The sequence below is a fragment of the Enhygromyxa salina genome (assembly GCF_002994635.1).
Lineage (GTDB): Bacteria > Myxococcota_A > Polyangia > Nannocystales > Nannocystaceae > Plesiocystis > Plesiocystis salina_B.
Map to the genome: position 1 here is coordinate 13,749 of NZ_PVNL01000097.1, position 25,212 is coordinate 38,960.

The 25,212-nt window shown below is 68.8% G+C and carries 21 protein-coding genes; 7 read left to right on the forward strand and 14 right to left on the reverse strand.

What is annotated here, in order from left to right; translation table 11 throughout:
* Window positions 1–58: 58 nt before the first annotated feature.
* The 4 genes from ENSA7_RS23830 to ENSA7_RS23845 form a co-directional block, all read right to left on the reverse strand.
* On the reverse strand, window positions 59–2,254 hold the full coding sequence (locus tag ENSA7_RS23830) for an alpha-ketoglutarate-dependent dioxygenase AlkB (protein ID WP_106091637.1): 2,196 nt from the start codon (window positions 2,252–2,254) through the stop codon (window positions 59–61).
* The gene (locus tag ENSA7_RS23835) at window positions 2,254–3,345 is read right to left on the reverse strand and encodes an AAA family ATPase (RefSeq protein WP_106091638.1); all 1,092 of its coding nucleotides are present in this window, start codon (window positions 3,343–3,345) and stop codon (window positions 2,254–2,256) included. Before ENSA7_RS23835 ends, ENSA7_RS23830 begins: the two co-directional genes overlap by 1 nt.
* Complete coding sequence (locus ENSA7_RS23840) at window positions 3,345–4,181, reverse strand: class I SAM-dependent methyltransferase (RefSeq protein ID WP_106091639.1); 837 nt, start codon at window positions 4,179–4,181, stop codon at window positions 3,345–3,347. Before ENSA7_RS23840 ends, ENSA7_RS23835 begins: the two co-directional genes overlap by 1 nt.
* Before the next feature lie 137 nt (window positions 4,182–4,318).
* Window positions 4,319–4,906 carry a methyltransferase domain-containing protein gene (locus ENSA7_RS23845; protein ID WP_106091640.1) on the reverse strand — a complete coding sequence of 196 codons (588 nt, stop codon included), beginning with the start codon at window positions 4,904–4,906 and terminating at the stop codon, window positions 4,319–4,321.
* Window positions 4,907–4,995: 89 nt separating this feature from the next.
* On the opposite strand from ENSA7_RS23845, the gene ENSA7_RS23850 reads away from it, so the two are divergent.
* Entirely contained in the window at window positions 4,996–6,390 is a 1,395-nt protein-coding gene (locus ENSA7_RS23850; RefSeq protein WP_106091641.1) for an APC family permease, read from the forward strand.
* 188 nt (window positions 6,391–6,578) lie between these two features.
* Window positions 6,579–8,174, forward strand: coding sequence for an alkaline phosphatase PhoX (locus tag ENSA7_RS23855; protein ID WP_244923886.1), 1,596 nt, complete (start codon window positions 6,579–6,581; stop codon window positions 8,172–8,174).
* Between the two features lie 28 nt (window positions 8,175–8,202).
* On the opposite strand, the gene ENSA7_RS23860 is transcribed toward ENSA7_RS23855, so the two are convergent.
* From ENSA7_RS23860 to ENSA7_RS23875, 3 genes are all read right to left on the reverse strand, one after another.
* Entirely contained in the window at window positions 8,203–9,150 is a 948-nt protein-coding gene (locus ENSA7_RS23860) for a hypothetical protein (protein WP_106091643.1), read from the reverse strand.
* Window positions 9,151–9,391: 241 nt separating this feature from the next.
* The gene (locus tag ENSA7_RS23870) at window positions 9,392–10,003 is read right to left on the reverse strand and encodes an RNA polymerase sigma factor (RefSeq protein WP_106091645.1); all 612 of its coding nucleotides are present in this window, start codon (window positions 10,001–10,003) and stop codon (window positions 9,392–9,394) included.
* Between the two features lie 210 nt (window positions 10,004–10,213).
* The gene (locus ENSA7_RS23875; RefSeq protein WP_106091646.1) at window positions 10,214–11,446 is read right to left on the reverse strand and encodes an ATP-grasp domain-containing protein; all 1,233 of its coding nucleotides are present in this window, start codon (window positions 11,444–11,446) and stop codon (window positions 10,214–10,216) included.
* Window positions 11,447–11,494: 48 nt separating this feature from the next.
* Here ENSA7_RS23875 and ENSA7_RS23880 point away from each other — a divergent pair, with 48 nt between their 5' ends.
* Window positions 11,495–12,709, forward strand: a complete 1,215-nt coding sequence (locus tag ENSA7_RS23880) for an ATP-grasp domain-containing protein (protein WP_106091647.1) — start codon at window positions 11,495–11,497, stop codon at window positions 12,707–12,709.
* Between the two features lie 38 nt (window positions 12,710–12,747).
* A complete protein-coding gene (locus ENSA7_RS23885) occupies window positions 12,748–14,859 on the forward strand; it encodes a tetratricopeptide repeat protein (protein WP_106091648.1) in 2,112 nt (703 codons plus the stop codon).
* On the opposite strand, the gene ENSA7_RS23890 is transcribed toward ENSA7_RS23885, so the two are convergent.
* Window positions 14,840–15,811 (reverse strand): ADP-ribosylglycohydrolase family protein, encoded by a 972-nt coding sequence (locus ENSA7_RS23890; RefSeq protein ID WP_106091649.1) that lies wholly within the window; start codon window positions 15,809–15,811, stop codon window positions 14,840–14,842. The two genes, ENSA7_RS23885 and ENSA7_RS23890, sit on opposite strands and share 20 nt — an antisense overlap.
* A 14-nt stretch (window positions 15,812–15,825) precedes the next feature.
* Window positions 15,826–16,791: a fatty acid desaturase gene (locus tag ENSA7_RS23895; RefSeq protein ID WP_106091650.1), complete on the reverse strand. Its 966-nt coding sequence runs from the start codon at window positions 16,789–16,791 to the stop codon at window positions 15,826–15,828.
* A gap of 129 nt (window positions 16,792–16,920) precedes the next feature.
* Here ENSA7_RS23895 and ENSA7_RS45850 point away from each other — a divergent pair, with 129 nt between their 5' ends.
* Window positions 16,921–17,055 carry a hypothetical protein gene (locus tag ENSA7_RS45850; protein WP_280524031.1) on the forward strand — a complete coding sequence of 45 codons (135 nt, stop codon included), beginning with the start codon at window positions 16,921–16,923 and terminating at the stop codon, window positions 17,053–17,055.
* A gap of 6 nt (window positions 17,056–17,061) precedes the next feature.
* Here ENSA7_RS45850 and ENSA7_RS23900 read toward each other — a convergent pair whose 3' ends face one another.
* The 5 genes from ENSA7_RS23900 to ENSA7_RS23920 form a co-directional block, all read right to left on the reverse strand.
* The gene (locus tag ENSA7_RS23900; RefSeq protein WP_106091651.1) at window positions 17,062–18,024 is read right to left on the reverse strand and encodes a vWA domain-containing protein; all 963 of its coding nucleotides are present in this window, start codon (window positions 18,022–18,024) and stop codon (window positions 17,062–17,064) included.
* Between the two features lie 115 nt (window positions 18,025–18,139).
* On the reverse strand, window positions 18,140–18,724 hold the full coding sequence (locus tag ENSA7_RS23905; RefSeq protein WP_106091652.1) for a hypothetical protein: 585 nt from the start codon (window positions 18,722–18,724) through the stop codon (window positions 18,140–18,142).
* 8 nt (window positions 18,725–18,732) lie between these two features.
* Complete coding sequence (locus ENSA7_RS23910) at window positions 18,733–20,028, reverse strand: response regulator (RefSeq protein WP_106091653.1); 1,296 nt, start codon at window positions 20,026–20,028, stop codon at window positions 18,733–18,735.
* Between the two features lie 44 nt (window positions 20,029–20,072).
* Entirely contained in the window at window positions 20,073–21,515 is a 1,443-nt protein-coding gene (locus ENSA7_RS23915; protein ID WP_106091654.1) for an FAD-dependent monooxygenase, read from the reverse strand.
* Complete coding sequence (locus tag ENSA7_RS23920; RefSeq protein ID WP_181234042.1) at window positions 21,512–23,320, reverse strand: prenyltransferase/squalene oxidase repeat-containing protein; 1,809 nt, start codon at window positions 23,318–23,320, stop codon at window positions 21,512–21,514. Before ENSA7_RS23920 ends, ENSA7_RS23915 begins: the two co-directional genes overlap by 4 nt.
* Window positions 23,321–23,637: 317 nt before the next feature.
* Between ENSA7_RS23920 and ENSA7_RS23925 the strand changes: the two genes are divergently transcribed.
* The gene (locus tag ENSA7_RS23925; RefSeq protein ID WP_106091656.1) at window positions 23,638–24,249 is read left to right on the forward strand and encodes a hypothetical protein; all 612 of its coding nucleotides are present in this window, start codon (window positions 23,638–23,640) and stop codon (window positions 24,247–24,249) included.
* Between the two features lie 29 nt (window positions 24,250–24,278).
* On the forward strand, window positions 24,279–24,941 hold the full coding sequence (locus tag ENSA7_RS23930) for a hypothetical protein (RefSeq protein ID WP_106091657.1): 663 nt from the start codon (window positions 24,279–24,281) through the stop codon (window positions 24,939–24,941).
* Window positions 24,942–25,212 lie beyond the last annotated feature (271 nt).

Genomic DNA, 25,212 nt, shown 5'->3' on the forward strand with positions numbered 1-25,212 from the left:
TCGTCTCCGCTGCGTGGAGGTGGTTGGTCGTCAGCGCTGTGAGGTGGGCATGCCGCGTCTACGCGAGCTTGACCTTGCGGAAGGTCAGCGAGATCCGGCGCTTGCGGATCCTTCCACCGGGTTCGGTTTTCCGCGAGGGAATCTCATGGGTCCAGTCGTAGCGGGCTGGGCCAGTCATGATTGCGAGGCTGCACACCTCGAGTTCGATGTCGACTTTTTGCTTGCTCTTGGGCGGTCGGAAGCGCATGTGCCACGGCTCGACCAGGCTGATCATGGCGATCTCGGCCTCGAAGCAGGGGACACAGTCGATGTGCTTCGAGATGCCCTGAGTCTCGACATACTCATTGACGATCATTTGATCCGCGATCCACGGGAGGAGCTTGGCCTTTGCCATGCGCTCGGCAATCTCCTTGGCCCATGCGGGCAGGGGACCAATCTTCATGTCGCGGGTTACCTCGCGAGCACGATAATTGTATTTCCATCCGTAGTGCTGAACACGGCGCTTGAGCTCATTGAGCCACGGCGCACGATCAATGTGCTCGACGATCTCCTCCGACTCGCGCTGCGTCAAGAACTCCGAGACGTAGAAGAGACCCGGGACCTCGCCGACTGCTCGTCGGGCACTCGTTAGGGGCAGGGCCGCCCGGTCGATACCCACATCGCTGACGTGGATCTCGGGGATGTCGAGCACGTCGTAGGTGAGCGCGGGCACCAGGGGGGGCTCACGCAAGTCGCCCCCTTGCGTCACGAGCGAGCGCCGAAACGCGACATGATCAACCGAATCCTGGATCTCGACGTCTCGCGGGATGCTCAAGCGTACGTGGCCAGCTGTCCGAAGCTCCGACTCGGTGACCTCCAGCGAGCCACCACCGCGGATGCCGAGCACTTGATCGCGCAGCACCAGCTCACGAACGACGCACGGCCAGCCGAGCTGCTTGACCAGCGCGAGCGCAGCCGCGTGGTTGCGCTCATTATCGAGACTCGCGTTGTACCAGTGGCTGCGAGCCGTGCGCGGCTTGGTCGTGAAGGTTTGGCCGTTGGCGAGGAAGTGGATGCGGTCGTTGGAGAAAGTCCAGCTGAGGCGTGCAGCGGCTCCCTCGGGCTCGAGCAGCTTGTGCGCCAGAAACTCACGCAGGCTCTGGTTGCCGCGGAACGTGGTCGCCAGATCTCGGTATCCGCACAAGAGCCCCGAGAGCAGCGCGCCAGTCCACCAAACGGCTGGAGGAATAGCTCGATGATCCCTCGCCCACGTCTTGTAGCGCTCGGGCGCGCTGCGAGTCAGAACCAGCTGCAACGCCGCACCAACCGCAAATCCAGCGTCAGTGTCCAGGTCGCGCTCGGCCCGGAGGATGGAGCGAGTGTCCCGACCCCACGCGAGCAGCGGGTCAGTGAGCTCGGGCGCCGCGGCGATCGATGCCTCGGTGATCGCGGCGACCAGCGCTGTCGAGGCACGGTCGGTCCACGTCTGCGCGACACGACAGGCGGCTGACCACAAGACTGTATCCGGGTCCCTGCGAGCCAGACGCTCCGAGTCCGGAACCCTCCAGGGAAGCTCCGCCAACCAGGGCGCCTCGACGAGCTCGAGCGCGTCGGTGAAGGCGTCAGGGGCTCCGTTGAACGACGCGACCATCAGGTCGAACCAGGGCTCTGTCCGGGGCAACGCCCACCAGCCCATGGCCGCCGCCCCGCGGACGCGGTCATGGAATGCGGAGCCACGAGGCGCGGCTCCCGAGACCGGCGGAGCAGGGAGCGTCTCCGCCATGAAATTGGGGTGCGAGACACTGACAGGGGGAACGTTGAGGTTGGAGACTTGCCGTGCGATCCCGACGAGCCGGGCCCGCTCTTCGTCTGTCGCGACCTCGAGCAAGGTGAGACCGTGAGTGGACAGCGGACCGGGCCACCACAGCACGCCATCTCGCTGGTCGAGCTCGCGCAGGCTCAGCTCGACCCATGCACCCTCACGCAGCGACCAAACTCGGTGGTCGGCGTCCGCACGAAGCTCGACGTGTGCCCGAACCAGGATCAGGTTGGCGGAGCGTTCCTCGTACGCTTCGGCTGGCCTTGCAAACTCGCCACGCACGAGCAGATGACCGTGTTGACTGGGCTCGAGCCACTCGCTTGCGAGGCCATCGAACAACGCTCGATGATCGAGGCAGAGCCCGAACGAACCCACGGCACGATCCTGCGAGCCCATGAACTGAGCAGATTGCGTGCTAGGCGCCAGGTCGAGCGCGAGTTGGGAGCGGGTGGACATCAGACTCGTTCGAGCACGTCAGGGCCGGGGAGGACGGCGAGGGCCGCGGCAGAGAGAGCGCTGGGTACTGATACCATGAACAGGTAGTCTCGCGGGCGCGAGCAGATCATGTACATGATCTGCCTCTGAACTGCTGCCGAGCATGGCAAAAACTGCTCGAGCTCCAGCACGAACAGCGTGTCGAACTCCTGGCCCTTGATCGAGCGGTGGTTGAGGATCGTGATCCCCGGCGTGAACAGCTCGATCCTACCCTCGTTGGGATGCTTGCTGTCGTACATGTCCACGCGGCCATCGACACGCGCACGGAGCGACCGATGCAGCTGCCACCCGGTCGAGTTGCGCTCGACGACGACACCGATCGAGCCGCCCGTTGTCGTGAACCACCGCGCGATCATTGCGCACGTCTGTCCGAGGTCGCTGTGGTGCACGAGCCTGGGCCGGTCACCACCTGGACGTCGGACGCGCAGCGTGGGCAGGCGACCCGCGTGGAAATGGTTGGCGACCGCGACGATCTCTGGGGTGTTGCGGTGGTTGTCGACCAGCATGATCGCAGGCGGCAACGCGCCCGCGCGCCTGATCTGTTGGAGTGTCGAGCTCTGGCGGGTGATGGCCTGGTTCTCGTCCGCGAACACGGACACGACCGGCGCCAGGTGCAGCCGCGCGTATCTGAAGAACTCTGAAGGGAGGTCTTGCGCCTCGTCCACGATGAGGTGGTCATGGCTAGGTCCTGCCTCCGGGTGTCCATCGAGCATGGCGAGGGCCTCGCCCCATATCCAATCGTACCCGCGATTGGGCGGCGCGGGGATGAGTGCGCCTGTTCGCCTCGTGAAGTCGCGGCCAACGTGAGCGTGCATGGTCTCGACCTCCAGCGCTCGTGTGCCCTCGAGAAGTCCGATGGCGCGACGCAGCATGCGGTTGAACGTGATCATCAAGACCCGTTGTCCAGTGTCCGCGACCATGTGTGCGCGCCGAATGGCGAGCGCTGTCTTGCCCGACCCTGGCGGACCTGCGACCAGCAGGGACTGATCGAGCGGGGTCTCGAGAACCTCGCGTGGGCCCCCAGTGATCTCGGTCCAACTTGGCAGTCGCATCAGTCTTCGAGTGTTCGGCCAGCTTGGCGGAAGAACAGAGCATAGCGGAGCCTCCGCTCGTTTTGACCCCCGCCCGTCGAGATACGTCCCTCGTTGTCATCGATCAGCTCGAAGCCGTGGTCTTCGATGAGACAGTCTCGAAAGCGCGGTAGTTGGTGGTTGACTTCGAGGCGAACAGAGTTTGTGTAGAGCACCGCCACGTCACCGCGGCCGATCTTCCTGACCTGCTCCATCGCACCGTTGACGAGCGCCCGTGCGTCGACGGTGGGGCTCGCAAGCAGGTAGCTGGCGATGATGATGACGGGCCGCCATGAGATGGGCTCGCGCCAATTGAGCTCGCCCGTGTCGCGGAGCCAAAAGCGCTCCACTGAAGTCATCCAGCCCAGCGTCTGGGCTGCCTGCATCAAGCGTTCCCCGAGCTCGGCCATGGAGGCGGCGCGATCAACCCCTACGTAGGTGAATTGAGCGTCGCGTCCCAGCGCGTTGGCGAGCGCGAGCCCGCCCGTGCCGGGCCCGCAACCGAGGTCGAGCACGACCGGATCCCAGATCTCCGCGCGATCCGTGAGCATGTCGAAGGCCGCGGTGAGTTCTTGCAGGTGCCCCTTGAGGATGAGGAGACCGTAGAGCAACGCTCGGTCAGCGCCGCTCAGCTTCCCACGCGGACCATGCCACGCTTCGTCGAACTCGGCCTGTCCGCCTCCGAGTACGTCGTTGAAGACGATTCTCGTGGGGACACCGAGCGGATCCTCGTAGGGATCGAGCGTCCGAGGATCATCGCGGATCGGTGCGACGATGAGCTCGCGTCGAATCGTGTCGATCCAGCTAGGTAGGCCCATGGGTCTCCTCGACCACGGTGATCGGATGAACCCGGCTGACAGAGGGTCGCACAACGTGATCGTCGAGCGCCAAGCAAGAGTAGCGGAGACCGGTCAACACACCGGAGCATAGACGATACCCGTCCCCAATGTCGCGCTCAGCGTCGGATCGGATCCAACCACCAAAGATATTGATTCGCCCGAGTCGACAGCCCGTCGGCGACCCGCTCGCGCCTGCGGATCGCAAACACCCCCGCGACCAGCTGCTCGACCAACACGGGCGGCATGTCGAACGGCGGCCCGCCTTCGTCCCCATGATTCCACAGCAGCGCGATCATGCTGCCCGAGGGTCGCAGGATCGTCGCCATCGCCTCGAGGTAAGCCCGGCGATCATCGGGCGGCAGCGCGCACAGGCAGGTCTGCTCCCAGACCAGATCGATCACGCCTCGCAGCTGCTCGGGCGGCGCGGTCACGTCGGCCTCGAGCACCTCGACGCTGACGCCGAGCTCGCTGGCGCGGGCGCGCATGGACTCGACGGCGAGCGGGGCGAAGTCGAGGGCGACGACCTCGTGACCGGCGCGGGCCCACGCGAACGCGTCGTGGCCAACCCCGGCGCCTGGGATCAGGACGCGGTGACGCTCGCGCTGGATCGCGATCAGCTGCTCGAGCACCGCGGGGACGCGCTCGAGCGTCCACCTGTCGCTGCCTTCGGCGTACCTCTGGTTCCACGAGCTCGACTCGAACATGGCCAGATCGTCCTACCTCCGGCCCTCCCGTCGCGCCAATCGGCCGAACAGACAGGCGCGGCGATCTGGGCTAGCGTCCCGGCCCTCACATGTCCGCGGACCCGACTGATTCGCGCGAGAGGCGCAAGCTCACGCAGCTCCCCGCGATCGCGCTGGTGGTCGGTTCGATGCTCGGCATCGGCATCTTCATCATGCCGCCGCAGGTGGCGGCGAACGTGGCGGGGCCGTGGTCCTTCCTGGCGATGTGGATCGTCGGCGGGCTCGCGGCGCTGTTCGGGGCGCTGTGTCTGGCCGAGCTCGGCGCGATGCGACCCCGGTCGGGCGGCGACTACGAGTTCCTGCACGTCGGCTGGGGCTCGGGGATCGCGTTCGCGGCCGGGTGGCTGCAGCTGCTGGTGATCTTTCCGGGCTCGCTGGCGAGCGTGGCCGTGGCAACCGCGAAGTTTCAGTTCCCGGTGTTGCTGGGCGGCTGGGCCGGGGGCGACGTGGCGCTGCTGGGTCTGACGATCCCGGCGCCGCGGCTGACGGCGGCGGCGCTGGTGTTGGTGCTGACGCTGATCAATCACTACGGGGTCCGCATCGCGGGCTGGCTGCAGGTCCTGGTCACGGTCGTGCCGATCCTGGTGCTGTTGATCGTGTCGGTCTACGTGCTGGGCGACAGCAGCGGCGGCGAGGCGCTGCGCGAGGGGACCACGGCGACGCCCAAGGGGGCGAGCGGCGGCGGTCTGTCGGCCCTGGGCCACGCCTATCTCAAGGTCTACTTCGCGTACTCGGGCTGGAACGCGGCGCTGTACGTGGCCGGCGAGATCGACCGCCCAGGCCGCAACATTCCGCGCGCGTTGGTCGGGGGCACAGGGCTCGTGACCGCGCTCTATGTGCTGCTGTGCCTGGGGTTCTTGTCGGTGTTTGGGTTCGCGGGGCTGCCGGGCGTGGGCGAGGCCGGAACCGCCGCGGCCGTGCAGCTGTTTGGTCCCGCGGCGGTCACCGGGATGGCCGTGTTGATCCTGCTGGCGATGATCGGCTCGCTCAACGGCACCGTGCTGATCGGCTCGCGCATCGCGTTTGCGATGGCCCGGCGGGGGGACTGCGTGGAGGCAGCGGCGCACCTGCACCCGCGCCACGGGACCCCGCACGTCGCGCTGTGGCTGCAGGCTGCGATCGCGGTGGTGCTGATCTTCAGCCCCTTCAACCTCGACCAGATGATCAACTACACGTCCAGCGCGATGCTGATCACGGGCACGCTGACGGTGCTGAGCGTGGTCGTGCTGCGGCGCAAGATGCCGGACGCGCCGCGGCCCTACAAGACCACCTTGTACCCGCTGCCCGCGATCGGCTACGCGCTGTCGAGCTTGATCGTGTTGGTGCTGGTCGTGCTCGACCGGGATCCTTCGGTGCTGGTCGCCGTCGCATGGTTCGCGGCGGCGCTGGTGTTCTGGCGGCTGTTCGTCAAGCACCGCGAGCACCCGCCGCGCGATCCCGGCTGACACGTGGTGGCATGATTCGCAATTGACTCTGCGTGTCATTGCGAATGGGCCATTAAAGTGAAATCGGCACAGGGGCGCTCACCGACTCCCATCATGGCGCTTCGTGACACCATTGGCAGTAAGTACAAACGTCGTGGGTATCACGAATTATATTGCGATCAATGAACTCAGCGACGAGAGTGCCGCGCATGGGCTCTATCGGACGACGAAAATTCATGTTGACCGGTGGCTCGGCCGCCGTCGCGTTCGCGCTCGCCAGTCTTGGCCAGCGCCGCGAGGTCGCCGCGCTCGGGCAATTGGGCGATCTGATCCCGGATCCCGACGACATCCTGGATCTGCCAGAGGGCTTCACATACGAGATCCTCGAGGCCAAGGGTGACGACATGGACGACGGCTATCGGGTCCCGGGCCGGCCCAGCGGCATGGTCTGCGTCGCGTATTCGAGCGACACGCTCGTGCTCATGCGCAATCACGAGGTCGAGCTGGGGGACGAGGGCAACGGGCCGTACGTGGGTGATCAAGACCCGGCCGCGCAAGCCTATGACGCGGCGGGCATGGGCGGAGTGACCCGGGTCGTGGTCGACGCAGGCAGCCTCACGCGGATCTCCAGCAACCTCATGCTGGTCGGCACCGCTCGCAACGCTGGCGGCGGCGCGAGCCCGTGGGGGTGGTTGTCGTGCGAGGCGGAAGTCGACATCGTCGACGGGGTCCGGCACGGCTACGTGTTCCTGTGCCCGCTCGACGCCCACAAAGTGCAGACACCAAAGCGCTTGGACGGGTGCGGCCGCTTTCGGCACGCCGCGGCCTGCGTCGACCCCTCGAACAACTATGTGTACCTGACCGAAGATCGCAACGACTCGTGCCTGTATCGGTTCGTGCCCGACGACATGGGGGATCCCTCGGTCGGGAGCCTGCAGGCGCTGGCGGTCGTCAACGTCGACCAGTACGACACCGAAGCCATGAGTGAGGACCAAGTCCTCGTGGTCGAGTGGGTGCCGATCGACGATCCGGATCCCGACACCGACACCGTCCGCGACCAAGCCCACAGCAAGGGCGCGGCGAGGATCGTGCGTGGCGAGGGGATATGGTTTGACGAGGGGCAGATCTACTTCTGCGCGCGCCGGGGTGGGCCGATCGGCGCCGGTCAGATCTTTCGCTTGATCGACGGTGAGACCGCGACCCTGGAGCTGATCGTGGCCTCGGTAGACATGAGCGTGCTCGACAGTCCCGCCACGCTCACGGTCGCGCCCTGGGGCGATCTGTTCATCGGCGAGGCCGGCGACGGCGACCAGTACATCCGCTGGATCGACGAGCTCGGACAGGTCCGCGACTTCGCTCGCAACGCCAAGAGCAGCAGTGAATTGTCGGGGGTCTGTCTGTCACCCGACGGCAAGGCGCTGTTCGTCAACATGAAGATCGACGGCCTCACGCTGGTGATCACCGGTCCATTTCCAATGGTCGTTCCCGAGCCGGGCGACGGCGACGGCGACGGCGATGGCGACGGAGACGGAGACGAGGGCGACGGTGAGGGCGGCGGCGAAGGGCACGGCGACGGCGACGGAGACGAGGGGGACGACGCGGGCGACGGCGGCAACCACGAGAGCGGTGACGGTGGCGACGAGGTCGGCGATGACGGCGGACCTGCGATCGACTACGACAGCGTGAGGCTGACCTATCTCGACGACTGCGCGTGCTCGACCCAGGGCGCGAGCGAGCCAGCGCTGGCGGCCGCGGCGACGGTCGCGGCCGCAGCGGCGCTCCGCAGCCACCTCGTCGGGGACTGAGCGGCGGCTGTGGGCGCGAGCCCGCGGATCACTCTTCGATCGTGATCTCGACGCGCCGAACCGCCCAGGCGTGCTCGTTGGCGGGTTGATCGGCTGGGGCGGTCACTTCTGCGGCCGTGGCCGGCAGGGCGTCGGGGCGTCCAACGGCGAGCGCGATCGCATAGCGACCAGGCGCGAGGCCGAGCTGCCCGATCGTCCCGGAGACCCGAACCACCCCGCTCTCGGCGATCTGCGTCAGAGCGTCGAGTTGCAAGGGCTGGCCCACGTCGCCCCCGTTCACGAACGCGAACCCGCGCACCGCGACCTCGCCGCTTGCGTCGACGGACGGCCGCAGGATCCAATCGAAGGGCGTGTGGAGTCGATAGCGGTGCTCGCTGGCAGGACTGGGATCTCCCGTGTCCCCGCGCAGCTGCGTGAGGCCACCGTCGGTCTCGAGCGTGTAGCTGGGCAGCGCGTCGCGCTGGGCGAGCTTGGGTCCGTCATCGCCGCCGCCGCCGTCGAGCGAACCCTGGCCCGGAACCACCCACCACAGCAGGACGGCCGCGGCCGCGGCCACGATCAGGGCGACCGGGAGCCACCGGGACGTGCGTGAGTCGGAGTCGGAGTCGGGCGCGCTGGGCTCGGGCGCGGGCGCTGGCTTCACGAGCGGAATGACGTTGCTGGGCTCGCCCTCATCCTCGCCCTCATCCTCATTGGGATCCGCGGCGTGGCCGTCGAGCCCGGCCATGAGCGCACCGACCAGCGCGGAGGTCTCGTCGGCATCGAACGGCCGGAAGTACTCGGCGGCTCGCCCAGGGTGATCGTCCCCGGCAGCCTCGCGGCGGGCGATCGCGGCATCGACGCTGAGCTTCCCGCTCGCGACTGCCTCCCACTCGGGGGCCCGCGCGGCGACCCGCGCCTGCTCGCGCTCGCGCAGGTACTCGCCGAGCGCGGTCGGCAGCTCGTCATCGAGCTCGTTCGGGGGCGCTTCGCTCATGACGACACCACTTTAACCCTTGTGTCCGAGACCCGCAGATCCAACGCCATCAATGGCGCGTGCAAGCGGGCCAGAAGCCGGACCCGAGCTGAAAACAGCTCGCTGCCCACGGTGAACCAGTCTACGAATGGCGCCCGCAAGCGGGCGAGGAGCCTCGCCCGAGCTGATAACAGCTCCTGCAAGCGGGTCAGAAGCCTGACCCGCGCTGAAAACAGCTCGCTGCCCACGGTGAACCAGTGCATTACGCTCGGGCCTCCGCTGGCTCGGCGAGGGTTGCGACGCGCTTTCGGAACCGGGACCGCCACGCGTAGACGGCGTCACGGGTCATGTCGGCGGACGCCATGACCTCCTCGACGCTGCACTCCTCGACGTAGAGCATGCGGAACAGCAGCCTGCCGCGCTCGTCGAGGTGCTCGTCGAGCCGCGCGAGCAGGCGCTCGAGCTGTTCGGCGGACTCGACCCGCCGGTCGGTCGCGGGGTCGCCGAGGCCAAATCCGCGCTCGCCCTCGAGCTCGTCGCTGGCCACCGGCTTGTCGGCCCACGGACTTCGGCGCCCGCTCGCGAGGATCGCCGCGACCTGGCGCCGGGCGACCAGGCGCACGAAGCTGTCGAGCGAGCGCCCGCGCTCGGGATCCCAGCTGCGCAAGACCTTGCCCTGCTTGGCCAGCAGCTGGACGAACACATCCTGGACGAAGTCGCGGACGTCTTGGCGAGGATCACGACTCTCGATCCTGGCGCCGGGCACCAGCGCATACCCGACCTCGGCCTGGACCACGGGCAGCAAGCGCTCGACCAAGCGCTGCATGGCTTGGCGATCGCCGTCGAGCGCTCGCGCGACCTGTGTCGGGTCCAATGTCTGGTCCGCTCCCTCGCAGCCCGCCCGGACCGAGTGACTCGGCTCGCGTCGCGCTGGTGGCTGGAAGCATAGGATGTTTTGCGCCGCCCTCCGAGCGGCCGGGGTCGCGGAGTGCCTGTGAGCATTGGCTCGCGAAGATTTCCACGCCGCCTGCATGTGGATCCCCCCTTGGGAGCGGGGCCGCGCGACCTGACGCGCGGGCGCGAATTACTCGGCGTACATGGTGATGTCGGTCGCGGCCGCGAAGCACATGCGCTTGCACTCGTCCCAGTCCGGGTGGCGGATCATCAGATAGCCGTCGCTGACCAGAGTGGCCTTCCAGTCACGCCGCGCCGTGCCAGGGCGCAGCAGCTCGTCCTCGATCACGAAGCCCCGGTGCTGGCGCTTGAAGGTCTCGAGCCCGTCGATCCGGGTGATGCGCCCCCGACCCTTGGCGCGCTTGAACACGATCCCAGTGTTGTACTTGCGCGCGGTCGGGGCCTCGAAGGCCTTCCAGCAGCTGGCCCGGGCCCACTCGCGAAACAGGTCGACGTCGCCGGTGTAGTTCATCTGGTCGACCAGCCGCGCGCCGCCGGGCCGGCAGCCGATCTCGCCGAACACCGCCTCGCCCTTGGGCGTGTAGAACCACTCCATGTGGGTGAAGCCGTCGCCCATGCCGAGCGCCTTCAACACCTGGCGACCGAGCGCGACGCCGTTTTGGATCTTGGCCTGGTGCATGTCCCGGACCGTGATGATCACCGGGCTGATCCACTCGTGGCTGCGGGCCTCGAGCGGCTTGGGTAGGTACTGGGCGACGTTCTCGTAGACTGGCTGGCCGTCGACGCAGATCGTGTCGTAGGTGAACTCTTCGCCCTCGATGTACTCCTCGACGCTGAGGTCCTGGACGTGGCGGGTGGCCTCGATCGCGGCGTCGAGCTGGGCTTGGTCGCGGCAGCTGTAGGTGTCGGCGCTGCCAGCCCCGGCGATCGGCTTGATGATCAGCGGCAGGCCGATCCGACTGGCGGCCGCGCGGACGCTGTCGGTGTCAGCCGCCGACTGCCGGACGACTCGCTCGGACTTGGGCACCCGCACGCCCGCGGCCGCGACCCGCTCTTTCATGAGCTGCTTGTCGCGGAACCCCGTGACCGCGTCGACGCTCATGCCCGGCACGCCCCAGCGCTCGCGCAGGCGGGCGGCGAGCAGCACGGTCGGCTCCCAGTTGGTCAGCACCCGATCGATCTGGCGGCCGCGCAGCCACGCGCTGGCCCGCTCGATCACCGCGTCCTCGTCGAGGATCCGGGGGACCTCCAGGTAGTCCTCGAGGTGCGGCCTGACCGACGCGGGCAGGGCCCGACGCGGGCTGTCGCCGACCCCATAGACCTTGGCGCCGACTTCAGCGAGCCCGCGGGTGAACTGCAGCATCTCTTGGGGATAGGTCGGGCCGAGAAAGAGCACGCGCATGCACGCGACGCTACCGGGACGGCCCGCGGCGCGATAGCTTTCTCGCGCATGCGCACCGTCGTTTTCGTCGCTCCGTTTCCGCTCGGGACAACCATGCGCTTTGCACGCGCCGTCGCCTCGCTGCCGGGCGTGCGCCTGTGCGGCGTGATGCAGGAGCCGCCGCACGGAGCCGACCGCCGGCTGTTCGCGGATGTCGTGCAGATCGACGACGGGCTCTCGACCCGCGACATCGTCAGCGGCATCGACCTGATCCGCCGCCGCCATGGCCACCCGCATCGGATCATTGGCGTGCTCGAGCCGCTGCAGGTCCAGCTCGCCCAGGCCCGCGCGCACTTCAGCGTGCCCGGGACCGACATCGAGACCGCGGACGTGTTTCGCGACAAGGCCAAGATGAAAGATCGCCTGCGCGCCGCCGGCCTCCCGGTCGCGCGCCACATGTTGGTGACCTGCCTCGAGGACGCGCTCGCGTTCGAGGCCAAGGTCGGGTTCCCGATGGTGCTCAAGCCGCCCGCGGGGATGGGGGCCAAGGCCACGTTCCGGGTCCGGTCCCGCGAAGAGCTGCTCAGCGGCGTGCGGGGGCTCGGCGCCAGCCCAGCGCAGCCGGTGCTCGCCGAAGAATTCTTGCAGGGCCAAGAGGGCAGCTGCGACACCCTGACGCTCGGCGGCGAGCCGCGCCTGGTCTCGGTCTCGTGGTACCGACCCAGCTGCCTGACGGTGCTCGAGAACCCGTGGATCCAGTGGTGCTGCGTGCTCCCCCGCGAGAACGAGGGACCCGGGTTCGACGACGTCAAGCTCATGGCGATCCGGGCGGCGAAGGTGCTCGGGCTCGACACCGGCTTCACCCACATGGAGTGGTTTCGGCGGCCCGACGGCAGCCTGGCGATCGGCGAGATCGCCCAGCGACCGCCCGGGGCCCACATCACCAAGATGATCGGCCTGGCCTACGACACCGACCCCTACCGGATGTGGGCGCGGGCCGTCGCCGACGAAGCCTTCGATGGCCCGTGGCCGCGCAGCTACGCGGTTGGCTGCGCGTACCTGCGGGGGATCGGGCGCGGGCGCGTGGCCTCGATCAGCGGCGCCGACGAAGCCAACGAGGCGGTCGGGCAGGTGGTCGTGGAGGCCAAGCTGCCGACCCCCGGCGCGCCGAAGAACGACAGCTACGAGGGTGACGGGTACGCGATCGTTCGCAGCCAGCGGACCGAGGTGGTCGAGCGCGCGCTGGGCATCATCATTGGCAAGGTGCGGGTTCACTACGCCTGACCGTCGACGGGGTCGCGCGAGTGGGGGACCATGCAGCGGTGGCCAGCGACGCGACCAATTGGCGCAACCTCCAGGCGACCGAGCAGCTGGTCGCCGAGCTCGCGGCTGGTCGGTTTGACTCGGTCTCGACGCGGCGGCTGATCGCCAGCGCGCCAACCTTCACCCGCCTGCTGCGGGCCTGCTTCCTGGCCGAGAACGGTCAGCTCGCGCGCGCGCGGGCGGACGTCGACGCCGCGCTCGCGCGCGGGGGTGACAACCCGGTGATCGAGCTGGTCGCCGGGCAGCTGTTGTTTGTCACCCACGACTACCAGCGCGCGCTCGACCAGTTCGCGCGGGCCGGGGCGCGGCCGGGCGCGGCCGGTCGCCGCGGCCGACAGCGGGTGATCAGCGCCGCGCTGGCGCTGGGCTGGAAGCACGACGTTCGCGAGTGGCTCGAGCGATCGATCGCGGAGGATCCCGAGCACCCCAGCTTGCACGCCCAGGCGGTCCGGTTTTACTCGCGCGGGCACTGGTGGCAGCGGGCCCTCGACCACGCCCAGCCCGCGCTCGCGCAGACGCCCGAGAGCCCGTCGCTGTGGATGGAGGTCAGCAGCCTGCACGCGGCCCTGGATCAGCGTGACCAGGCGATCGCTGCGGCCGAGCGCGCGCTCGAGCTGGCGCCAGCGGACCAACGCCTCACGTACCTGCGCGCGGCCGGGCGCGTGGCGATCGACGCGAGCCGGTTTGATCTGGCCCGGACTTGGTTTGATCAGGCGCTGCTGCTCGACCCTGATCAGCGTGACGTACACGTGTGGCTGGCCGAGCTCGCCGCGTGGTCGGATCAGGTCGAGCTGGCCCGCGCGCACGCCGAGCAGGCGTTGGCTTCGCACTCTGACTTCGCCCCGGCGCTGCGTCTGCTCGGTGGCCTCGCGGTCGCGGCCGAGCAGTGGGACGCCGCGCGCGAGCTGCTGGCTCGGGCGGTGGCGATCGACCCGCGCGAGTATCAGGCCCACGTGTGGCTGAGCGAGGTCTACCTGCGGACCGGCGAGCCCGAGCGGGCCCACGCGCACCTGCAGCACGCGACCACCCACGCCGACGGGTTCTTGCTGGTGGCGTGGCTGCTGCGCTTCTTGCTGGTCGTCAGCGAGGACGCCGAGATCGGCGAGACAGTGGTTCACAACCGCACCGAGGAGTTCGAGCACGCGCTGCCCGAGCTGGTCCCCGAGCTCGCCCGCCAAGCTCTAAACACGCGCGCCCGAGCCGACATGATCGCGGCGGTCGAGGCCGCGCTCGCGGCCTTGCGTGGCAACCGATCGATCCACGCCACCCATCTAGTCGAGGGCGAGCTGGCTCGACTCCACGCGGGTCCGGGCTGCCGTCAGCGCTCGCGCTCGGCCTTGCAGCTGCTCGGCGTCGCCAGCCCGAACCACTGCCTGGCCGCGTTCGACGAGGTCGTGCGTGCGTATTCAGACTCGTCGCTGCCGGTCTGTCACCGCGGCGAGCTGCACCTGTGGCTGGGCAACCTGGACGCGGCGCGGGTCGATCTCGAGCTGGCGATCGACCGGGTCACCGGGACCCGCTGGGCGTACATGGGCCTGTCGACCCTGGACCTGCTCGCGGGCTTGCCCACGCGCGCGCTCGAGACCAACGCGCGCGGCGTCGAGGTCATGCGCGGCACCGAGGGTCCGGCGATCCACGTGTTCCGTGGCGAGGCGCTGCGGATGCTCGGGCGCACCGAAGCGGCGATCGTCGAGCTCGAGCAGGCGGTGGCTTCCCACCCCGCGCGGGCCGGCGCGACGATCAACCTGGGCCTGGCCTACGCCGAGCAGGGCGAGCTCGAGTCGCTGCGGGAGCTGTGGACCCGGCTGACGATCGAGCAGGCGCCTGGCCTCATGTCCGACGCCGCGCGCGAGCGCGAGCACGTGATCGTTGGCGATAGCGACTGGCAGCCGAGCGTCGAGGTGATGGTCACCGTGCTCGAGCGCGCGCTCGAGATGATGGGCGGCAACCGGTCTTCGGGGCTGATCACCTACTGGACCGCTGACGGAAAGCTGCGCTTCGTCCGACTGTGGCCGAACGATAGCGGAGGCCCGCACGCGCGCGATCACCTGCGGATCGCCCGGGCCAAGCAGCTGCTGGTGAAGGCGCTGGCTAGCTATCGTTGGTCGTGACGCGGGCTGCCTCGAGCAGGGCGTCGAGCAGCGGATCGAGGAGCTCGCGGCCACGCAGCTCCCGACGCCAGCGCGCAGGGATCCCCGCGGTTCCAGACCGGATCCCCGCGAGCCCGCCCGCGACCGCTGCTGTCGTGTCGGTGTCGTTGCCGATCGCGACCGCGGCCTTGACCACCGCTTCGAAGCTGTCGTGCTCGAGCGCCAGCCGGGCCGAGTGGAGGCAGTCGACGACGTAGCCGCTGCCGCTGCCAGCGGGGGCGCGGCGTAGATCGATCGCCGCGAGCTCGGCCTGTAATTGGTCGGGATCAGCGTGCGCCAGGGCGAGCTCACCGAGCAGATCGACCGCGGCGTTCCAGGCCGCGTGTTGTTCGACCCCCTCGAGCATCCGCCGGGCCCACAGGCAGTAGATCGCGCAGCACAGCTGGCTGCGCAGGTGGCCGTGGGTTGGCAGCGATGATCGCATGGCATCGCGGACCAGCGCTCGGTCGTCGCCCCGGTGCCAAAGCGCCAGCGGCAGCACCCGCATCAGCGAGCCGTTGCCGTTGTCGTACTCGCCGCTCGGCCCAGACTGCTCGGGATCCTGACCGGCAGCCAGCCGCGCCAGCGCGGTCCGAGTCTGAATGCCGACATCGAACACTGCCGCGTCGACGGCCAGGTAGCCACTGTCGAACCACCGGACCATGCGTTGGCCAAAGTCGCGGAGCTCGAGCTGGCCGCGCTCGAGCAGCGACGCCAGCAGGCACAGCGCCTGGGCGCCGTCGTCCGACCAGGTCCCGGGGGCCACGCTGGCGTGGGCCCGGCGAAACTCGGTGGGCGGGCGCATCTCGATCTGCTCGTGCGCGGGGATGTCGGCGGGGCCGTGAAATTCGTAGGGCACGCCGAGCGCGTCGCCGATCAACAGGCCCAGGAGACCGCCCTCGATCCGATGGTCTCGATCGTCGCGCGTGAGCATGGCCGCAGTATCGCTCAGTCCGCGCGCGGTGGCTGAGGCCGCTCGCGGCCGCCGTGGAGGTGCAGGTACAGCGGTCGCTCGCGATGCACCAGATGCCCGCGGACCTGCTCGTGCAGGGCTGGGAGCGCGTGCCAAGGGACGGCCGGCCACGCGTGGTGCTCGGCGTGGTAGGGCATGTTCCAGATCAACCAGCGCAGCCAGGCCGGGGTCACCAGCGAGCGCGTGCGCGCGAGGATCGACGGCTGGCCCTCGCCAGCTGACCCCAGCGCGGGCAGCCCCCGATGTTCACACGTGGTGTACCAGCCCAGCAACATGTGGCCGATCAGCAGGCCCGCGTACACCCGCCACAGCGTAGGAACGATCGTGCACGCCGCCGCGATCGCCAGGCCGTGGATCAGCATCAGCAACCGAGCCTCCCACGCGATTCGCAAGCGTCGCTCGGGCCGCACGAACGGCAGCACCCGCGTCCACAACCCGTCGGCCTGGCGGGGCACCAGCGCCGCGAACAACGACCAGCCGACCCGCGCGACCACCAGCGGGATCCCTGTCATCGTCACCACCCACATCAGACCCCGCGGCCACGGGATCATGAACGCCAAGCCGCCGAGCTCGGGGTCGTGCTCGAGCTCGTGGGTGTGGCGGTGATGCGTGAAGTGGAACGCCCGCATCAAGGCCGGGCTCATGGGCTGGGCGAGCGCGGCGATCCACCCGGCGAGCTCGCTCAGCCATGGCCGGGCGAACGCGGTCTTGTGGCAGGCCTCGTGCAACATGCCGAACATCGCGAACTGAGCCACGCCGTTGATGAGCAGCGAGGTGACGATCGCCGCGGGATCATCGAGGAGCACCAACGCGACCGCGCTGCCGACATAGAGCAGCGTCTGAGCCAGCAGCCGGCGCAGGCTCGCGGCGTCGCTGCGTTGGCTGAGCTGCTTTAGCCGCTCACTGGCGAGGAGCGGCTCGTCGATCAGGATGGCGTCCATGAGTGGTCCTCGCTCCGGTGTGCATCAGGCGATCGGCCTGTCCTGGAGGTGTTATCGTGCAACGATGGCGACGCGCCACCACGTTTTTGCCGTGTCGCTGGCCTGGCTCCTCGCCGGACAGGTCGGCGGGTGCCTGCGCGACCCCTCGAGGGTGACTTCCAGTACTGCCTCGAGGCCTGCGAGCTGAGCCCCGATTCGCTCGCGCTGCTCGAAGCCTCGCTGACCTGCGCCGCGGTCAACTGCGGCGAGGTGTGTGGACCGTAGATCGGACTACCCGATGGGCGGGTACTCCTCGCAGTAGCTCTCTTCGACCGCCCCGACAATCGCGTCGGACAGCGAGATCACCCCAGCCAGCACCTGCCCGATCTCATAGGCCGCGCCGCCGGTCTGCGCGGGGATCGGCGCTTGACCGGCGTAGTCAGTGAAGAACCCCTCTGACACATCATCGGTGCCCGACTGCCCGCCGAGGTGGTCGGCGAACGTGAACATCCGGATCTCCCGTTGCTGCAGCGAGCTGACGGTCTCGGGGTAGTCGTGCAGAATGTTGACCCCGTTGGCCACGGTCGGGCCGTTCCAGAACGTGTCGTCGGTGGTGTGAATGATCATCCGCAGCGTGGAGGACACGGGCCGCCACTGAAACCCACCCGAGGCGGCGAACAGCGCGTCGAGGCTGTTCTCGGTCCAGGTGCTGTTGAACGAGCCGCCGCCGGTCTGCTGATTGCTCGACGTGAAGTTGTTCCAGTACTCGAAGTCGGCCTTGAGCGCGTTGATGTCCGTGTAGGGCGCGCCCGCGTTGACGAGCGTGAAGTCGTCGACGAACACGGCCAGGCCATAGTGCGGCGGGTTGGGCAGATCGAAGGCCGCGAGCGCGTCGTGGACCGCCAGGATGTCGCTCTCGAGCTTGTCGAAGAACGGGCCCATCGTGGTCGACACGTCCATCACGAACACGATGTCGACGTCCTCGATGCAGTCCTCGGGATCGGGGCCGTCATCGGCGGTCTCGGCCGGGAGCGTGTCGAGCTTGAGACCGCCGCTCTCACCGGTGTCGTCATCGGTGCTGGCGTCGGCGGTGCTGGTGTCGTCGGTGGTGCTGTCGCTGCTCAGCGTGTCGCTGGCGGTGGCGAGCGTGGTCGCGGCGTCGGCGGTGTCACCCGTGAGCTGGCGATCACCTCCGTCCGACACACACGCGAGCAGGGGGGTGATGGACAGTGCAAACAGCGAGATACGACGCATGGCTAACTCCGAGCTACCCCGACACGATACCCCGACTCGCTGCCCGTGGTTTGATCCCTGATCAGACGAGACCAGACGAGCGCCCAGACGAACGTAGAGACGAGATCTGCCCGACCTACGGCAGCAGCAAAGCCGCGTCCTCGCGGGTCAGCGTCTCGACGACGTCCCCCGTCAAGACCACCAGCTCCACGGTCTTGCCGTCGACCACCACCACCTTGAACTGCGCCTTCTCGACCCCCGGCGCCAGCGTGATGTCGCGATCGGGCAGATGCAGCAGGTTGATCGCCGGCGGCTCTGCCGAGAGCGAGACCCGCATGCTGCCGTCGGACACCGTCATCTCGCGCGGCGTGCCCGGGGTGATCGTCGCCTCGAGCTCGGGCAGCGGATGCAGCCGCTTTTGGCGAAGCTGCTCGTCTTGCTCTCGCAGCGCCCGGGTGTGCGTGACGAACACCGTGCCGCCGACGATCACCGCCAAACCCAGGGCCACGCCCACGAACAGGCGCACCTGCCGAGCCGCCCGCCACCCGGCAAACCGGCCGAGGTGGTGGTCGGTCTCGGGTGGATCATCGAGCAGCTCGTCGTCGCGCGCGCTCGGGTCCCGGTCGCTGGCGGGCTCGGGTTCCGCACTGTCGGGATCGAGCTTGGCCTGGGCCGCGAGCTCGGCCATCGTCAGCTCGCGGTCTGACCCCGAAGGCTTCACCACAACCTCTACCGGTTGGCCTCGTCGATCAGCCGCGCGCCCTCCATGAGCAGGCTGGTCGTCGACGTCTTGACGAGGTCTTCCATCTCGATGTCCATGGCCGTGAAGTGAAACCGGCCCTTGTCCCACAGCAGCATGTGATAGACGCAGTGCGCCCCGTCGCGGCTGGCGGTGTCTTTTTCGATGCGGGCCTGAATGACTTGGCCCTTGCGGATGAAGATGCGCCCGACCTTCTTGTCGGCGGAGTGCTGCAGCTGCAGCACGCCGTCTTTGCGCTCCATCTCCATCATGACCAGCAGGCTCGACAGCCCGAGCTGCTCGAGCCGACCGGACAGACCCGTCCGCTTGATCGCACCAGAGAACGAGCCCGAGGCGCTGGGATCGACCTGCTGCGGTGGGGTGGACTCTGGCTCGGGCGCTGGCTGGCTCCGCGGCTGGCTCACGCTCGGGTTTTGTTGGCCCGGTTGGCCCTGCGGGGGTTGGCCCTGCTGTGGGTAGCCCTGCTGCTGGCCCTGCTGTGGGTAGCCACCGGCCCCGGGGTGCGGCCCGGGAGGCCCGTAGTGGCCGCCCTGCTGCGGATACTGTTGTTGTTGGCCCTGCTGCGGGTAGCCCTGCTGGGGGTAGCCCTGCTGCTGGCCTTGCTGCGGATAGCCTTGCTGGGGAAACCCACCTTGCTGGGGGAACCCACCTTGCTGGGGGAACCCACCTTGCTGAGGAAACCCGCCCTGCTGGGGAAAGCCCGACTGGCCTGGCGGCGACCCGAACCCGCCCGGCGAGGGGTAGCCACCCGACTGACCGCCGACCGGAGGCCCGAAGCTGCCCGGCGCGAACCCACCCGCAGGTCCCTGCGAGGGCGTGGGACCGTAGCCGTGCTGGCCAAACCCTGGCTGCGGCTGACCGTACCCCGGAGTGGGATCCTCGGCCTTGCCACGCTTGGCGAGGGCCTTGAGCACGCGCCGCTCGAGATCGTCGAACCGAAACGGCTTGGACACGTAGTCGTCGGGCTTGAGCCCGAGCGCGTGCAGGCGATCTTCATCTTTGCCCAGGGCGGTCAGGAACAGCACCGGGACGTCGGCGAGCATCGGATCCGCGCGCAGCTGCTGGACCAGCGCCCAGCCATCCATGACCGGCATCATCACGTCGCTGATGATCATGTCCGGCTTTTGGGCCTGGGCTTTTAGCAACGCCTGTTGACCGTCGCGCGCGGTGTCGACCGCGTACGTGCCCTTCTTCTCCAGGCTCGATGAGACCATGCGGAGAATCCAGGGGTCGTCGTCGACCACGAGAACCCGAATCTGGCTCACTTGCGCAGCCTAGGGGGGCCCGACCGGCGTGTCAACGAACCCGACTAGAACGGTCGCAGTTGTGACCAGGCGACCTGAGCGACCACACCCACCTTGGTCCCAGCGAGCCCAACCGCGCCCTGGACCTGGCGCAGGCGATCACTCACGGGAAAATGCAGCGCGTGGCGAGGTGCAAAACTGGACGCGAGCACGTGGTGGGCGGTCTTGAGGTACTCTGCGAGGAAGATCCGGGGCCGGCGCTCGGCGCAGGCGAGCAGGGCCAGCGAGCGGACCCGCTGGCGCTCACCACTGCGCCAGTACCTGAACAGCGCGCGACGAATTCCGCGCGCTCCCTCACCCTCGCCCCGAAAGGCCTCGAAGATCGAGTCGGCGAGGGCCTGACGGGTGGGCACGTAGCGGTCGTGCTCGATCCGGTAGCGGCGCAGGCTGCCGTCGTCGAGCCAGGGCTGATCCGCGCTGACATCGGCCCGGCGCCGGGCTTCGCGGGCCAAGTACTTGGCGTCGAGCAGGCCCATCGTCATGCCGCTCGCGGTGATCGGGTGAGAGCAGCCCGCGGCGTCACCGACCAGCGCCAGGCCCGGGGCCGTGGCCGGGGGCGCGGGGAGGTTGAAGGTCGGAGCCAGCTCGAGCGGTCCTTTGTGGCGATGCAGCGCGTCGGCGACAGACTCGGCCAGCGGCCCGGGCAGATACGGCAAGAACGCGTCGATCAGATAGCGGGAGAGATCCGCCCCTTTGGCGGGGAGCGCGTGGGGTAGGTCAAAGGTCAGGCGAAAGCTGAGCTGACCGTCGTCGCGGGAGATCGGGTAGCAGAGCATCGGCCCGGGCCCGCCCAGGATCACGTTGGCGTGCAAGGGGTGGCGCAGCTTGGCGCCCGTCACCTCCAGGCCAGCCGTGAAGCCGAGGGTCTGCCGGCCATCGGGCACGCCAGCGAGCTTTCGCACGGTGCTGGCCTTGCCGTCGGCGGCGACGACGAGATCGCAGCGGATCCGCAGCTCGCCCTCGGTCCCGGTCAGGACCACGCCGCAGGTGCGCTCGCCGTCACGCAGGAGGTCGACGACCCGCCAGCCCTCGAGCAGCGTGACCTGCTCGCGGTCGCGCAGGGTCTGACGCATGACGCGAACCAGGGTCTTGTGGTGGACCGACAGCCCGCGCGGGCGCTCGCCGGGGATCGACGCGTAGTCCAGGACCACCGGGTCGTCTTGCTCGCCGCTCTGCGTGACCACGAAGCCGTCGACATCGACCGCACCCGCGGCGACCAGCCGATTGTAGAAGCCCAGGTCATCGAGCACCTGCGCGCCGCGGGGGTGGATGAACTCGCCAGAGAAACGCGGCGACACGCCGCGGTGCAGATCGACCACGAGGATCGAGCGACGGCGGCGTTGGTCGGCCCGCGCGAGCGCCTGGGCCAGCGCGCAGCCAGCCAGCCCGGCGCCGACGATGACGACGTCGTAGCGGTCCGCGATCGCGGGGTGCCCCTCGGCGTTCATGCGAGCTGACCGACCTCACGGCGAAAGCTGGACAGGGCCGCGTGGATCGCCCGTGCCCCCGCGCTGGGGTCTCGCAGCCGCGGCGACAGGCCGTAGCCTGGCAGCTCGGTGTCGGGCAGGTTCGGACCGTCGCTGGCGATCGCGCCGACCCGGCCAACCAGGTTACGCGCGGCTCGCTGGGCCTGCGCACACGGATCGCCCACGGCGATCAACGCGAGCAGGGCGCGGGCGGTCGAGAGCTCGTCGCCGAAGCTGCCGTCCTCCCGCTGCTTGGTCCGCAGCTGCTGCTCGCAGGCCTTGCGCAGCGGGTGATCGGCGACGCACTGGACCACCGTCGCGCGCACGACCTCGGCCAGCGTCGCGACCGACCACGCGTGACCGTGGCGCGCGTGGGTTCGCTCGAGCCACGCACACGCGGCGGCGATCCGATCGTCCTCGCGGCGCCAGCCGAGCACGGCCAGCTCACGCAGGACCATGGCCGTCAGGACCACGCGGGCCTCGTCGTCGGTGCCGCCGAGGTTGAGCTGCTCGGCGTCGCGCCACGGCAGCTGGGACAGCGGGACCGTGGCCTCGCCTCGCTCGAACCGGGCGAACGAGCCATCGGGCTCTTGCATCGCAAGCACGATCTCGGCCGCGCGGCGGAGGCTGGCTCGGGTCGCGGGGGTCCGCGTACCGCGGAGCGCGTGCAAGATGGTGCAGGTCGTGCGCAGATCGAGGTGCGCGTCGGCGTCGGCCTCGGCCGACCAGCCCCCGATCGGGGCGTCGGCGCGGCGCTGCCAGGGGCCGGCGCTGGTGAGCTCGGCGGCGAGCAGTCGCTCGTGCACGCCCGCGATCCCAGCCGCGACACCGAGGCCGGCGACCTTCGCGAGCGGACGCCCGGTCAGGCCTTGCGCGAGCACTCGCCCGGACGCGGAGACCTCGACGGTTCCCCGAGCGCGGCGCAGGTAGTCGAGCCCCGAGCGAACCCGGGGATCGTCGCTGGTGACCCCGGCCACGCGCAGCGCCATCAGGCTGTAGATCGTGGGTCGGGTCGAGAACCACCCGCCGTGGGCCTGCTGCGCGTCCTCGATCCATCGCCGCGCCCGCCCGAGCGAGCGCCGACGAACGACGCCGCGCGGCAGCTTGCGCCCCAGTCGGATCGAGGTGTCGAAGGCCTGCAACAGATCTCCGGCCAACCCCGGGCGCGTGAGCCTAGGCGGGATCGCTGCGTCGTCGCGGTTGTAGAGCAGCAGCTCGGCGGCGTCGTACAGGTGGATCCGGGCCGGGCCCGACGCCAGCAAGTGCAGCGCGGTGACCATCTGCCGGGCCCACGGCGACAGCCGGGCCGGCGACAGCCGGGCGAACTCCGGGAGCAAGTACAGCTCCGAGGGGACCGAGGGGACCCAGTCCCACTCGACCGTGCCGGCCATCGCGAGCCACAGCCGCACGCTCAGGTTGGCCTGTCGGGCGCCACCGAGCTCGTGGATCACGCGCAGCGCGCGGACGAGGTCCTCGGCGTCGGGATCATCACCAGCTTGAACTCGGGCCCAGTAGCCCAGGCAGGTGAGCGAGACGTCGGGCTCACCCTTGGCGTCGCGCCAGCTGCCATCTTGGTGCTGTTGGCTACGGATCCACGCGAGCAAGCCCTGGCGCTCGACCTCGGTCAGATCGTGGAACAGCGCGTCGGCCAGCAGGACTTCGCAGCTCGGCCCGACGTCGGGGATCTCGGCCAGCCACGGCTGCGGCTGGTGCAGGCGGGCCCACCACGTCTGACACCACGCTTGGCTGCGGGCGAGGGCGGCGTCGAGCGGACCCCCAGCGGTCACTGGCTCACACCGCCAGCGTGGGGCGCTACGGACACGTGGCGTCGCCCGACGAACGGTGTCGAGCACCTGGGAAGTAGAGGTCTGATCAAGCATGTCTGCAACGGCGTAGTGCGCGCTAATTGCAGACGAGCATACACGTGTGGACCTCCCGTCCCGGTGACGCCAGTCACAGCTCCGGTGTGTCAAAAGTGCCACAGATGCCCGCGTAAGGCCATCTAGATGCGTTTTTCAATTTGCAGTGCCAGCCCTTGCGCACCTATTTGGAAGGTTGGGGTTGGGCTTGCTCGATGCGTGTGCCCTCTGCCACACTCCCACAAATGCGTCGCACGAAGACCGCGCTCACGTTCGCTGCCGCCCTGCTGGGCCTGACCACGCTCGGGAGTTGCACAGAGCCAGAGCCCGAGAACTTCGCCACGATCCGAATCGAGATGTCGCCGACCAACGGCACCACCGAACTGTTCGCTGGGACCACGGAGATCACGGCGACCGTGCAGTACGAGACCTGCCTGCAAGACTTCTACCTGGTGCGCCAACCCACCTTTCAAAAGGACGGCACCGACGGCGCGCCCGTGTTCGCCGACTTCGAGGATCGCCTGTGCAGCGACTTCATGGACATCCCCGATTGCGAGGTCACCGAGATCAAGCAGAACTTGATCGACGCGAACCAGGTGTACAGCTTGGCGGTCACCTTCAAGATCAACGACCCGTCGACCTTGCCCTACCGCGAGCTGCACATCGGTCCGCTCCCGGTCGAGGCCTTCGCGGGTTGCGACTCTGGCCAGGGCCCAAGCGTCGAGCTGCGGCAGTCCGGGCTGATCGGCAAGAACTCGGCCGGCACCCAGATCTGGCGGATCGGCGCGCTGCCGGGCACCAATATCGCGGTCGCCAACCAGGGTGCGCCGCTACGCGTCGACCTCGTCGCCAACTGACGCTGCTCGCCCTGCTGCTGACCGGGTGCTTGTCACGGCAGACCGGTGATCAGCAGGAGGTCGCGCCAGATACCACCCAGACCGAGGCCGCGCGTGGGCCTCGGTGTGAGGGGAGTTCGGAGCAGGCGATCGCGCAGCTGAGCGCGCGACCGGAAGCGGGGGACTGCGGCCTGGTGCTCGAGCACGACGCCGAGGGCGAGCGGCAGCTGATCGTCCGAGCGCTCCCGCGCGAAGGCGAGGCCGAGCAGGCCCCGCTCGCTCGCGGTCTCGCGCCCGAGGCCTGCGGATCCGCGCTCGAGCTGTGCGAGCTGTCTGGCATCAGCGACGAGCTCGGCCCGATCGTGCTCGCCAGCGTGCGCGGCCACGAGAGCGAGATGCCGATCCAGGTCTATCTCGGGTGGGTCGCCGACGATCGCCTCGTGTTCGCGCAGACCTGGTACGGCCTGAGCTCGGTCATGGATCACACCCGGATCGGACCCCCATGGGTGCTGGCCCCGTTCGACTGCGAAGGCCAGCTCATGTTGCTGCCCGCCGGCCGCCTCCCCGAGGCCAAGGTCGAGGCCCCCGCCGCCGGCCTCGTCGCGATCGCCGGCCAATGGACGATCAGCGAGGACGGCCACGCCACGCCACCGACCGAGGCGGCGACCCAAGATCCCACCAACTGCCGCCCACTGATCCCCGCGCTACCCTGAGCGGCTATCACCCGCCGCAGCGCAGCACCATCTCCGTCGGGTTTAGCCCCCTCCCAGGGGGCCAATCACACCATCGCGCACAAATTAACCAGCCCATCGAGGGAGCGCGAGCGACCGACCGGCCGCAAGGCCGTGCATGGCAAAGTGCAGGACGCCTGTGGGGGTCTATTATAGCCCCAGCCCATCGAGGGAGCGCGAGCGACCGACCGGCCGCAAGGCCGTGCATGGCAAAGTGCAGGACGCCTGTGGGGGTCTATTATAGCCCCAGCCC